This is a genomic window from Lentzea sp. NPDC037011, assembly GCF_055607425.1.
The window spans coordinates 513,854-526,647 of the sequence record NZ_JBVJRT010000003.1 but is presented as its reverse complement, the minus strand read 5'-3'; the positions used below and the strand labels follow the sequence as shown (position 1 = coordinate 526,647).

The following is a 12,794-nucleotide window of genomic DNA, read 5'->3' as shown; positions in this document are numbered from 1 at the left end:
TCCAATTCAGACAAATCGACCACCAGAGGAGAGGGCACCTGTGCTTGAGATCAGCGGACTGACGTGGGCGGTCACGATCGGGGTGATCGTCGTCCTGCTGGCGGTCGACCTCGTGCTCGCCGCCGCCCGCCCGCACAAGGTCGGGTTCCGCGAGGCCAGCCTGTGGTCGGTGTTCTACATCCTGGTCGCGGTCGGCTTCGGCGTCTGGTTCATGCTCACGCACGGCGGTGGCCCCGGCACGGAGTACTTCGCCGGCTACATCGTCGAGAAGAGCCTGTCGGTCGACAACCTCTTCGTGTTCGTGATCATCATGACCACGTTCCTGGTGCCCGAGGAGCACCAGCACAAGGTGCTGACGTTCGGCATCGTGCTGGCGTTGATCATGCGCGGCATCTTCATCGCGGTCGGCGCCACGCTGCTCTCGCTGTTCTCGTTCATGTTCCTGCTGTTCGGCCTGCTGCTGATCTACACGGCGATCCAGCTGTTCCGGCACCGCAACGAGGACCCCGACGTCGAGAACAACGTCGTCGTCACCACGGCCCGCAAGCTGCTGCCGGTCACCGACGACTACGTGGGCGGCAAGATCTTCACCCGCGTCGACGGCCGCAGGATGGCCACTCCCCTGTTCGTCGTGCTGGTCGCGATCGGTGGCGTGGACCTGCTGTTCGCGCTCGACTCCATCCCCGCGGTGTTCGGCGTGACCGAGGAGCCCTACATCGTCTTCACCGCCAACGCGTTCGCACTGCTCGGCCTGCGCGCGTTGTTCTTCCTCGTCAAGGGCCTGCTCGACCGCCTGGTGTACCTGTCGGCCGGTCTCGCGATCATCCTCGCGTTCATCGGCGTGAAGCTGATCCTGCACTGGGCGCACGTCGACATCGACCCGCGCGTGCCCGAGGTGCCCACTCCGCTCAGCCTGGGCGTGATCATCTCGATCCTGGTGGTCGTCACCGTGGCCAGCCTGGTCAAGACGCGCAACGACCCGTCGGTCAAGGCGCACCCCGGTTCGCTGCGCGGCAGCGGCAAGGAGCAGTCCGAGGAGAAGTGACCCCCGTCCCCCGCGCCTAGCCGCACGGTTCTCGCCGGAGACCGCTCACCGGCGTCTGCAAGTACCACCAACTCAACGTCAACAAGCACTTTTCCACCACCAACTCGCCGTCCCGCACACGTGGTTCGACGGACGGCGAACAGGTTGGGTGTGGTCAGCGGCGGTTTGATCATGGGTTGGTGGTACTTGCAGATGCGGGGCGGTCAGTAGGTGGCTGCGACGTCCACGATCCAGGTGACGCCGAACCGGTCGGTCAGCATCCCGAACGCCGGCGCCCACTGCGCGGGCCCGAACTCCTCCACCACGGTGGCGCCGTCGGCCAGCGCGTCCCAGTGGCCGCGGACCTCCTCGACGGTCTCGCCGCGCACCGACAGGAAGAACGGCTCGGTGGTGATCGTGGTGCCGTTCTCACGTCGGGTCGTGCCCGCGCCGGACACCGGCTCGTCCGCACCGGGCACGTCGTAGGCCATGACGCGGAAGCCGTTGTCCGCGACCACCTGGCCGAACACCACCCTGTCCGCGCCGGGCAGGTCGGCGGGCATGCCGAAGTCGCCGTAGGTGGCGATGGTGGCCTTGCCGCCGAACACGGAGGCGTAGAACTCCAGGGCCTCCCGCGCCTGGCCGCGGAAGTTCAGGTGGGTGACTGCGTTGAGCGACATCGACGTCCCCTGTGCGAGTGGTTCCGTGCCGGAGGTCTCCGGCGTTGAGGACGACAATGCCGGTAGTAGCGGACAGGGAACGTCCGCTACTTGTGCGAGAGTGGATTCATGCCGACTTCCCCCTCGACGACGACGTCCGCGCGCCTGCTGTCGTTGCTGTCGCTGCTGCAGGTCCGCCGCGACTGGCCGGGCGGGTTGCTCGCCGGCCGGTTGGGCGTCAGCGAACGGACCGTGCGGCGTGACGTCGACCGGTTGAGGGAGCTGGGGTACCTCGTGCACGCGGTCAAGGGACCCGACGGCGGGTACCGGCTGGAGGCGGGCAGCGAGGTGCCGCCGTTGCTGTTCGACGAGGAGCAGGCGGTCGCGCTGGCCGTGGCGCTGCGGATCGCGGTCGGGACGGGTGCGGGCATCGAGGAGGCCGCGGCACGGGCGCTGGTCACGGTGCGGCAGGTGCTGCCGTCCCGGTTGCGGCGGCGGGTCGACGTGCTGGAGGTCGGGACGGCCGGCGCCGGACCGCAGGTGGACATCGGGGTGCTGCTCGCCGTGAGCAGTGCGGTCAGGGCGCGGGAGGAGCTGCGGTTCGACTACCGCGCACCGGGCCGTCCGGACGCCGGCGGGCCGCCGCGGCGGGTGCAGCCGCACCACCTGGTGAGCCGGGCGGGGCGGTGGTACGTCGTCGGGTGGAGCGCGGAGCGGGAGGACTGGCGGACCTACCGGGCCGACCGGATGGTGCTGCGGGTGCCGAACGGGCCGCGGTTCACACCGCGGGAGGTGCCCGGCGGTGACGTCGGCGCGTTCCTGTCGGCGCGGTTCAAGGGGTCGGACGCGCCCGGCTGGCCGTGCCGCGGCGAGGTCGTGCTGGACCTGCCGGTCGCCGAGGTCGCGCCGTTCGCCGGGGACGACACCGCGGAGGAGCTCGGCGACGGCCGGACCCGGCTGGTCACCGGGTCCTGGTCGTGGGCCGCCCTCGCCGCGCGGCTGCTGCGGTTCGACACCGAGGTCGAGGTGGTCGGCCCGCCCGAGCTGCGCGACGCGTTCGCCGCGTTGTCGCGCCGCGCGGCCCGGGCGGCCGGGGTCACGCGGCAGTGCCGGTGACCGCGCTGCCGGACTTCGTCACGTGGTAGGTCACCTTCGCGCCGCTCCAGTAGTGGAACGTCAGCGTGACGCGGCGGTTGTCGGTGACCTCGGCGAAGAACTCCGGCGTGAACGTGGTGGTGCCCGCGGTGTAGTCCGGCGCGAACGTCCGGTCGAACTCCTTGAAGGAGGTCCAGTTGTGCGGGCCCGCGTTCGAGCCGTCGTCGTACTTGGCCTCCATGGTGGCGAGCAGGTCGCCGCGGAACCCGGTCGGGACGGCGAACGCGGCGGTCGTGCCGGTCGCGTTCCGCAGCACCGGCGGGTCGTAGGTGATCAGGTTGATCCGCCACGGCACGCCCTGGGAGAAGTGCGCGGTGATCGTCGCGTTGGTGCCGTAGGCGCGGGAGCCGCTCAGCCGGGTCAGCGCGGACGCGGTCAGGGTGAGCTGGTCGCCGGAGACGGTGTAGTCGGTGCCGCGCACCAGCTCGGTGGTGCCCTGGCGCAGGCCGCTGAACGTGGTCCCGTTGAGGTTCAACGTGATCGTCTTGGCGCTGATCGCACTCGACTTCGCGCTGAACACCTGGTCCGTCGACGCCGTGCCGGACCGCGTGGTCCAGCTCGACTTGATCTGCGCGACCAGCTCGGGGTCGCTCCACTGGAACGACGTGCGGCCGAGGTGCTGGCCGTTGTCCCAGAGCATGGTGGTGATCTTCTTGGCACGGGCGTAGTGGCCGAAGTACTCGAAGAACTTGAGCTTCTCGCCCTGTTCGATCGTGCCGATGTGGCGGTCGAAGCCGAGCAGGCCGTACTCGCCGAGGATCACCGGGATGCCGCGTGCGATGAACGTGCTGTGGACGCGGTCGAACGAGTCCGTCAGGTCTTTCTGGGCGGTGGCGTCGAAGTGCGTGCCGCCGGCGACGTTCACGCTGAACGGCCAGTAGCCGTAGTAGTGCACGGTCGCGGCGATGTTGGGGTCGTTGAAGGTCGTCAGCGACGCGGTCAGCTCGTCGAGCCGGGCCTGCTCGGACGAGGTGTGCAGGGTGGGCAGGACGAGCAGGCGGGCGGTGTTGCCGCCGCCGGAGCGCCGGACGATGTCGCGGAACGAGGCGTTCAGCTCGTGCAGCAGCTGGGCGTTCTGCGCGTCACCGGAGCTGCCGGTGAACTGCGGCTCGTTCACGCTCTCGAACACCAGCCGCGCCGGGGAGTCCCTGAACGCGGTCGCGAGCTGCGTCCAGATCGCGTTGTACTTCGCCAGCACCCCGGTGCGGTCCGCGGGCATGGTGTTGATCCACTGCCACGAGTCGTGGTGGATGTTGATCAGCACGTGGAAGCCGTCGGCCAGCGCCCAGCCGACGACCTCCTTGACGCGGGCCAGGTACGCGGCCTCGATGGTGTACCCCGGCGCCGCGCCCAGGTGCTGGCCCCACGTCACCGGGATGCGGATGCTCTTGAAGCCCTGCGCCTTCACGTTGTCCAGCAACGCCTCCGTGACCCGCGGGTTGCCCCACGACGTCTCGTCGGCGCCGGTCGAGTCGAGCGTGTTGCCGAGGTTCCAGCCCGGCTGCATCGCGGCCACCTGGGCCATCGCGTCGCCGGGCACGGGGTTCCCGGTGGTCGTCGTCGTGGTCGTGGTCGTCGTGGTGACGGGGGCGCCGGTGCAGGTGACGCCGTTGAGCGCGAACGACGCGGGCGGGGTGTTCGCCCCGGACGAGCTGGCGTTGAACCCGAAGGACACCTTGGCGTTCGGCTCGATCACCGCGTTGTAGCCCGCGTTCACGGCCGTGACCTGGCTGCCCGTCGAGGTGACGGTCGCGTTCCAGGCCTGGCTCACCTGCTGCCCGGACGGCCACGTCCAGGTCAGCCGCCAGCCGTCGACCCGGTCGCCGACGTTCGTGATCGCCACGTTCGCGGTGAAGCCGCCGGACCACTGGCTGGGGACGGTGTAGTCGACCTCGCAGCCGGGTGCCGCCGCCGCGGGGGTGACCGCCGCCAGCCCCGCCGTGCCGGCCACCGCCACGAGTGCCGCCGCCAGCGCCGCACCTCCACGGCGGATCGCCTGCAGCCGATCGCGGAATCCGCTCATGGCACACCTCCCGGGCTCGGCGGCGCGGTCCAGGAGCACCCCCTCCGAACCGCACGCTCGGAGGGAGTGCTCGAAAGGGGCCGTCGCAGCCCGCCACGACGCCGCACCGTGGCGATCCGCGCCCTGTTCGACCCCTGGATCATGGACTGGGAGCGCTCCCAGTCGGTGGCCGGACTGTAACCACGCCAACCGCCGGTCGGGAAGACCTGTCGAACTGTGGTCGATACGAAAGCGAACCTCACATTGCACTTCACGTGATCGGCGAAATGCCGTTCGTTCACGCGATGCGAGCAGCGGCAGAGCTGCGGCGACGAGTTCCGGTCACGCTTGGTCGCCGGTTTTTCGTTGCCACTGAGCCATTTCAGGGACAGCCTCGGCAATCATGATCGAAATGAGCACGCGGGCGTTAAGCGAAAGTTGCGGCAAACGGCCGAATGTGTGAAGAAATCAGCACCGGAGGTCTGTCGGAGCGGTTTCGTGACCGTTACAGTCCCGGACCTGGGAGCGCTCCCAGAATCTCTCCCCCTGCCAACGGAGGCTCACATGCACGGTCGCATGTCGAGAGCTGCGACAGCCGCGCTCGTCGCCCTGCTCGTGGCGCTGACCGGTCCGCTGGTGCCGGGCGCGACGGCCGCCCCCGCGTTCAACTACGCCGAGGCGCTGCAGAAGTCGGTCTGGTTCTACGACGCCCAGCGGTCGGGCAAGCTGCCGCAGGACAACCGGGTGAGCTGGCGCGCGGACTCGGCGCTGCGCGACGGCTCCGACGTGGGCCTCGACCTGTCCGGTGGCTTCTACGACGCGGGCGACCACGTGAAGTTCGGGCTGCCGTTCGCGTTCAGCATGTCGATGCTCGCCTGGGGCGCCGTGGAGAACCGCGCCGCCTACGCGAGCTCCGGCCAGCTGCAGCACCTGATGTCGAACCTCCGCTGGGGCACCGACTGGATCATCAAGGCGCACCCGTCGCCCAACGTCGTCTACGGCCAGGTCGGCGCGGGCAACCCCGACCACGCGTGGTGGGGCTCGGCCGAGGTCATGCCGATGGCACGGCCCTCCTACAAGGTCGACGCCTCCTGCCCCGGCTCCGACCTGGCCGGCGAGTACGCGGCGGCCACGGCGTCGGCGTCGATGGTCTTCAAGGACACCGACCCGGCCTACGCGGCGACCCTGCTGACGCACGCCAAGCAGCTGTACTCGTTCGCCGACACCTACCGCGGCAAGTACAGCTCCTGCATCACGGACGCGGCGAGCTTCTACAACTCGTGGAGCGGCTACCAGGACGAGCTGGTGTGGGGTGCGATCTGGCTGCACCGCGCGACCGGTGACGCGAGCTACCTGGCCAAGGCGAAGACCGAGTACCTGAAGCTCAGCACGGAGCAGCAGAGCACCGAGCGCTCCTACAAGTGGACGATCGCGTGGGACGACAAGTCCTACGGCGCGTACGTGCTGATGGCGAAGCTGACCGGCGAGCAGGTCTACGTCACCGACGCCAACCGGTGGCTGGACTTCTGGACCACCGGCTACAACGGCAACCGGGTGCGCTACTCCCCCGGCGGCCAGGCGGTGCTCGACAGCTGGGGTTCGCTGCGCTACGCCGCCAACACGGCGTTCGCCGCCCTGGTCTACTCGGACTGGCTGTCCACTCGCGACAGCACGCGCGCCAAGACCTACCACGACTTCGGCGTGCGGCAGGTGAACTACGCCTTGGGCGACAACCCGCGCAACGCGAGCTACGTCGTCGGCTTCGGCACCAATCCGCCGCGCAACCCGCACCACCGCACCGCGCACGGGTCGTGGGCCGACACCATCCAGGAGCCGGCCGTCAGCCGGCACGTGCTCTACGGCGCGCTGGTCGGCGGGCCCAGCACGAACAACGACGCCTACACCGACAGCCGCAGCGACTACGTGATGAACGAGGTCGCGCTCGACTACAACGCGGGCTTCACCGGGGCGCTGGCCCGGCTGTACCAGGAGTACGGCGGCACCCCGCTGGCGAACTTCCCGGTGACCGAGGCGCCCGACGGCCCCGAGCTGACCGTGCAGGCGTCGGTGAACCAGGCCGCGACCCAGTTCACCGAGGTCAAGGCGTTCATCCTGAACAAGACCGCGTGGCCGGCCAGGACGTTCAACGGCTCGCTGCGCTACTACTTCACGCTCGACGGCGCCACGACGCCGAGCCAGATCAGCGTCACCACGAACTACAACCAGTGCGGTGCCGCGAGCCCGCCCGCGCAGTACCGGGGCGCGGTGTACTACGTGGAGATCGCGTGCACCGGTGTGGCACCGGCCGGGCAGTCCGCGTTCCGCAAGGAGGTCCAGTTCCGGATCACCAGCGCCGGCACGTGGGACCCGGCGAACGACTGGTCCCACGTCGGCCTCGGCAGCGGCAACACGGTCGCGCAGACCGACCGGCTCGTGCTGCGCCAGGACGGCCGGATCGTGTGGGGCCAGGAGCCCGGCGGCGGCGGTGTCGAGGACAGCGAGGCGCCGTCCGTCCCGGGTGGACTGACCGCGTCCGGTGCCGGCAGCTCCAGCGTGACGCTGGGCTGGACCGCCTCGACCGACAACGTCGGCGTCACCGGCTACGAGGTGCTCGACGGCACGACGGTCGTGGGGTCGAGCAGCACGACGAGCCTGCTGCTCACCGGCCTCACGCCGGACACGGCGTACTCGTTCGCGGTGCGGGCCAGGGACGCGGCGGGCAACGTCTCCGCGGCGAGCACGCCGGTGAGCACCAGGACGTTGCCCGGTGTTCGCAGCACGCTGACCGTGCAGCACAAGGGTTCGAGCGCCGCCCGTTCCAACCAGATCACCGCCGCGCTGCAGCTGACGAACCGCGGCACGACCGCCGTGGGCCTGGGCACGACGACCGCGCGGTACTGGTTCACGGGCGACTCGGCGGCAGCCGGCTACCAGGTGTGGTGCGACTGGGCGCAGATCGGGTGCGCCAACGTCACCCTGCGCGTGGTGAAGCTGACGACGGCCCGGCCCGGTGCGGACGCCTACGTCGAGGTGTCGTTCACGTCCGGGAGCCTCGCCGCCGGTGCGGGCACCGGTGAGATCCAGGTGCGGGTGGCGAAGTCCGACTGGTCCGGTTTCGACCAGAGCGACGACCACAGCTACCGGGTCAGCAGCGCGCTGTCGGACTTCGACCGGGTCACCGGCTACTCGGGCGGCGCGCTGTCGTGGGGTGCCGAACCCTGACCGAGCTTCGGTGCGGGGCGTTCTGCGCGCCCAGGCGTTCCGCGCCGATCCCAACCCCGGCCTCCGGCCGGCTCCCGCCGCGTCCCCGGCACAACGTCGTGCCGGGGACGCGCTCCCACGGGTGTTTCGCCCGTTTTCGAACTGGCACGTGCCCACTCCTACGATGAGCGCATGACGGAGATCGACCGGCAGCGCCGACCGGGCCCGCGCATCGAGGAGGTCGCGCGACTGGCAGGGGTGTCCAAGTCGACGGTCTCCCGCGTGATCAACGACGAGCCGTACGTGTCGGCGAAGTCCCGCGACGCCGTGCACGACGCGATCACCCGCCTGCGCTACAGCCCGAACCAGGCTGCGCGGACCCTCGCGGGCAACCGGGCCAACGCCATCGCGCTGATCGTCTCCGAACAGGGCAGCCGCGTGCTCGGCGACCCGTTCTTCGCGGGCGTCCTGCGGGGTGTGCACGCCGAGCTCGCCGGCCGCCACGTCCAGCTGTTGCTGATGCTGAGCCGCCCGCAGGACCACGACGACCTCGTCACCTACCTCGCGGGCGGCCACGTCGACGGCGCGCTGCTGGTGAGCCTGCACGGCGACGACCCGCTCCCCCACCGCCTGCACGAGCTGGGCCTGCCCGTGGTCGTCGGTGGCCGCCCCCTCGGCTCGGCGGGCGTCCCGTTCGTCGACTCGGACAACTTCACCGGCGGCCTGGAGGCCGCCCGCCACCTGGTGTCGCTCGGGCGCGGCCGCATCGCGACGGTCACCGGCCCCCGCGACATGGCGGCCGGCCAGGACCGCCTGAGCGGGTGGCGCCGCGGGCTGGGCGAGGCGCGGCTGCCCGCGGACCTGGTGGCGGAGGCGGACTTCACGCCGGAGAGCGGCGCGACCGCCATGGCTGACCTGCTCGACCGCGCACCGGACCTCGACGCGGTGTTCGTGGCGGCGGACATCATCGCGGTGGGCGCGTTGCGGGTGCTGCACGCGCGTGGCCGCCGGGTGCCGCAGGACGTGGCCGTGGTGGGGTTCGACGACTCGCTGCTGGCGTCCACGGCCACCCCGCCGCTCACGACGGTGCGGCAGGACGTGGAGCAGCTGGGACGGACGCTGACGTGGCGGTTGCTCGGGGAGCTGGCCGGGGAGGCGGGGTTGCCGCCGTCGCTGTTGCTGCCGACGTCGCTGGTGCGGCGGGCGAGCGCGTAGGCCGACGGGCCGCAGGGGCGGCTGAGGAGTCACGGCCGGCGCGAGCGCCTGACGCGAACAGCGGCGCGGCCTGAGCCGTGAGCGCCTGACGCGAGCGGCGGCGCGGTCCGAGCCGTGAGCGCGCACCGGACGTTCGCGGACCGGACGGCACGCCGCGCATTCGAGCGACCCCGTTCCACCCCGGCCCACGCCGCCTGCACCACCCGCCGCAACCCCTGCTGGGCCAACCGGTCGCGGGCCGGTTGAAGCGGTCCGTACCTGTACCCGCACGGAGCGTTAACCCAAACGACATCTTTCCGGGAACGCTCCCAGTTTTCCCGATTGTGACCTGCACCCCGAACCCCGAGGTCATCCCCCTCCACAGGGCCGGAACTGCCTGATCCGGGCCGGAGTGTGTCTTGACACACTCTCGACACCAGTACGACACTCCTCGGCACCTGGGAGCGCTCCCAGAATCCGCCCGCCGAGACCAGAGGAGTTCTCCCGTGCGACACCGTTGGGTCAGCGTGCTGATCTGTGCCGCCGTGTCCGCCGCCGCCACAACCGCCTGCGGTTCCGGCGGCGCCACTCAGTCCGCAGACGGCAAGACCGAGCTGACGATCGCCACGTTCAACGAGTTCGGGTACGAGGAGCTGTTCAAGGAGTACGAAGCAGCCCACCCGGACGTCAAGATCACGCAGCGTAAGACCGGTCAGGGTCAGCCGCACCACCAGAACCTGTTCACCAAGCTGGGTGCCGGGTCTGGCCTCGCGGACATCGAGGGCGTCGAAGAGGGCTACCTGAGCCAGTTCATGTCGAAGGCCGGGCAGTTCAACGATCTCAAGGAGATCGGCCCGAAGATCGAGGACGACCGCTGGCTGAAGTGGAAGACCGAGGCGATCACCACCAAGGACGGCAAGCTCATGGGCTACGGGACCGACATCGGTCCGCTGGCCATGTGCTACCGCAAGGACCTGTTCGAGCAGGCCGGTCTGCCGTCCGACCCCGAGGGCGTCAAGGCGCTCTTCGCCACGTGGGACAGCTACTTCGCCGCCGGTGACACCTTCATCGCGAAGGTCCCGGGCGTCGCGTGGTTCGACAGCGCGGCCCAGGTCTACAACGCCATGCACAACCAGCTCGAGACCGGCTACTACGACAAGTCCGACAAGCTCGTCGTGGACACCAACGCCGACATCAAGAAGGACTGGACGACGGTGACCGCTGCCGTCGCGAAGGGGCAGTCGGCGCGGCTCGGGGCGTTCAGCCCCGAGTGGAACACCGGCTTCAAGCTCGGCAAGTTCGCCACCAAGACCTGCCCGTCGTGGATGCTCGGCGTCGTCGAGACCCAGGCCGGTCCGGAGAACAAGGGCAAGTGGGCGGTCACCGACGCGTTCCCGAACGGTGGCGGCAACTGGGGCGGTTCGTACCTGACCGTGCCGAAGCAGAGCAAGAACGCCAAGAAGGCCGCCGAGCTCGCCGCGTGGCTGACCGCGCCGGAGCAGCAGATCAAGGCGTTCAAGGCCAAGGGCACCTTCCCCAGCCAGGTCAAGGCGCTCGACGCGCCGGAGCTGCTGGAGCAGACCAACGCCTACTTCGGTGACGTGAAGGCCGGCGCGCTGTTCGCGACCCAGGCCAAGAAGATCAAGGCCGCGCAGTACAAGGGCCCGGCCGACGGTCAGATCCAGGAGACCGTGTTCAGCCCGGCGCTGCAGTCGGTCGAGCAGGGCAAGAACGCCGAGGAGGCCTGGAAGGCCGCCGTCGAAGGCGCTCAGAAGGCGGCCAAGTAGTGACCGCCACTCTCTCCGAGGTGGACCGCGGGCCAGCGCAGGAGGCTGGCCCGCGGCCTCCGCGGCGGTACCGGCTGTCCAACCTGGACGCCAAGGTCTCGCCCTACCTGTTCGTAGCACCGTTCTTCGTGCTCTTCGGCGCCATCGGGCTGTTCCCGCTGCTCTACACCGCCTACGTCTCCCTGTTCGACTGGGAGGTGGGCGCCGACGAGCCGCTGTTCATCGGCCTGGAGAACTACCGGACGCTGTTCGAGGACGACCAGTTCTGGAACGCGCTGTTCAACACGTTCAGCATCTTCCTGCTCTCGAGCGTCCCGCAGATCGTCGTCGCGGTGGTGATCGCCGCGCTGCTCAACGCCAACCTGCGCGCCCGCACCGGCTGGCGGATGGGCGTGCTGCTGCCCTACGTGGCGAGCCTCGTGGCGCTGACGATCATCTTCGGCAACCTGTTCGGCCCGCAGTACGGCCTGGTGAACGACGTGCTCGGCCTGCTGGGCATCAGCCCGATCGACTGGCAGGCCAGCACCTTCGGCAGCCACGTCGCGATCGCCTCGATGGTCAACTGGCGGTGGACCGGCTACAACGCGCTGATCATCCTCGCCGCGATGCAGGCGATCCCGCGCGACGTGTACGAGGCGGCACTGGTGGACGGCGCGAGCGCGTTGCGGCGGTTCTTCAGCATCACGCTCCCGATGCTGAAGCCCACGCTGATCTTCGTGATCGTCACCTCGACGATCGGTGGCCTGCAGATCTTCACCGAGCCGAAGCTGTTCGAGCCCTCCGGCGGCAGCGGCGGCGGTTCGGAGCACCAGTACCAGACCGTCGTGCTCTACCTCTACCAGTCGGCCTTCCAGGGGCTCGACCTCGGCTACGCCTCCGCCATCGCGTGGGTGCTGTTCCTGGTCGTGATCGGTGTCGCGGTCCTCAACTTCTTCCTCACCAGGAGGGCCGTCAAATGACGAAGCGACCGTCCTTCGCGATCTACGGCATCCTCGCCGCGTTCGTGCTCGGCTCCGCGTTCCCGTTCTACTGGTCGTTCCTCGTCGCGAGCCGCGACAACTCGGTGCTGACCGGTGACTTCACGCTGGTGCCCGGCGGGAACTTCTGGTCCAACGCCGTGCGGGTGTTCGACACGGTCCCGTTCTGGAAGGCGCTGGCCAACAGCTTCATCGTGTCCGGGACCGTGACGCTGTCGGTGGTGCTGCTGTCGACGCTCGCCGGTTTCGCGTTCGCCAAGCTGCGGTTCCGCGGCCGGGGCGTGCTGTTCCTGTTCGTGGTGGCAACGTTGGCAGTGCCGACCCAGCTCGGCATCATCCCGCTCTACATGGCGATGGCCGAGTTCGGCTGGGCCGGTGAGCTGGAGGCCGTGATCGTGCCGAACCTGGTCACCGCGTTCGGCGTGTTCTGGATGCGGCAGTTCCTCCTCGACGCCATCCCCGACGAGCTCGTCGAGGCGGCGCGGATGGACGGCTGCAGCCTGTGGCGCACGTTCTGGCACGTCGCACTGCCCGCGGCCCGGCCGGCCGCCGCGATGCTGGGCGTGTTCACGTTCATGCAGTCGTGGAACGACTTCCTCTGGCCGCTCGTCGTGCTCAACGCCGACAACCCGACGCTCCAGGTCGCACTGGAGAAGCTGCAGAGCGGCTACTACGTCGACTACTCGCTCGTCCTCGCCGGGACCACGCTCGCGACGGTTCCGGTGCTCATCGTCTTCCTCGTGCTCGGGCGGCAGATCGTCGCCGGTGTGATGCAGGGCGCCGTCAAGGGGTGAA

General features: G+C 69.6%; 9 protein-coding genes. 7 read left to right on the top strand and 2 right to left on the bottom strand.

Features of this window, described 5'->3' with window-relative positions:
* Positions 1–40 precede the first annotated feature (40 nt).
* Positions 41–1,045 (top strand): TerC family protein, encoded by a 1,005-nt coding sequence (locus tag ACZ7CH_RS10880; RefSeq protein ID WP_360389214.1) that lies wholly within the window; start codon positions 41–43, stop codon positions 1,043–1,045.
* A 203-nt stretch (positions 1,046–1,248) separates the two neighbouring features.
* On the opposite strand, the gene ACZ7CH_RS10875 is transcribed toward ACZ7CH_RS10880, so the two are convergent.
* Positions 1,249–1,704, bottom strand: coding sequence for a VOC family protein (locus ACZ7CH_RS10875; protein ID WP_360389217.1), 456 nt, complete (start codon positions 1,702–1,704; stop codon positions 1,249–1,251).
* A gap of 108 nt (positions 1,705–1,812) precedes the next feature.
* Between ACZ7CH_RS10875 and ACZ7CH_RS10870 the strand changes: the two genes are divergently transcribed.
* Entirely contained in the window at positions 1,813–2,799 is a 987-nt protein-coding gene (locus ACZ7CH_RS10870) for a helix-turn-helix transcriptional regulator (protein WP_470373700.1), read from the top strand.
* Here ACZ7CH_RS10870 and ACZ7CH_RS10865 read toward each other — a convergent pair.
* Positions 2,780–4,861 carry a cellulase family glycosylhydrolase gene (locus tag ACZ7CH_RS10865; protein WP_470373699.1) on the bottom strand — a complete coding sequence of 694 codons (2,082 nt, stop codon included), beginning with the start codon at positions 4,859–4,861 and terminating at the stop codon, positions 2,780–2,782. The two genes, ACZ7CH_RS10870 and ACZ7CH_RS10865, sit on opposite strands and share 20 nt — an antisense overlap.
* 555 nt (positions 4,862–5,416) lie before the next feature.
* On the opposite strand from ACZ7CH_RS10865, the gene ACZ7CH_RS10860 reads away from it, so the two are divergent.
* From ACZ7CH_RS10860 to ACZ7CH_RS10840, 5 genes are all read left to right on the top strand, one after another.
* Positions 5,417–8,062, top strand: coding sequence for a glycoside hydrolase family 9 protein (locus tag ACZ7CH_RS10860; protein ID WP_470373698.1), 2,646 nt, complete (start codon positions 5,417–5,419; stop codon positions 8,060–8,062).
* 171 nt (positions 8,063–8,233) lie between these two features.
* Positions 8,234–9,256: a LacI family DNA-binding transcriptional regulator gene (locus ACZ7CH_RS10855; RefSeq protein ID WP_458431861.1), complete on the top strand. Its 1,023-nt coding sequence runs from the start codon at positions 8,234–8,236 to the stop codon at positions 9,254–9,256.
* A 485-nt stretch (positions 9,257–9,741) separates the two neighbouring features.
* Positions 9,742–11,022, top strand: coding sequence for an ABC transporter substrate-binding protein (locus ACZ7CH_RS10850; RefSeq protein ID WP_360389232.1), 1,281 nt, complete (start codon positions 9,742–9,744; stop codon positions 11,020–11,022).
* A gap of 20 nt (positions 11,023–11,042) precedes the next feature.
* Complete coding sequence (locus tag ACZ7CH_RS10845; protein WP_360389235.1) at positions 11,043–11,981, top strand: carbohydrate ABC transporter permease; 939 nt, start codon at positions 11,043–11,045, stop codon at positions 11,979–11,981.
* Entirely contained in the window at positions 11,978–12,793 is an 816-nt protein-coding gene (locus ACZ7CH_RS10840) for a carbohydrate ABC transporter permease (RefSeq protein WP_360389238.1), read from the top strand. Before ACZ7CH_RS10845 ends, ACZ7CH_RS10840 begins: the two co-directional genes overlap by 4 nt.
* The last annotated feature ends 1 nt before the right edge of the window (position 12,794 follow it).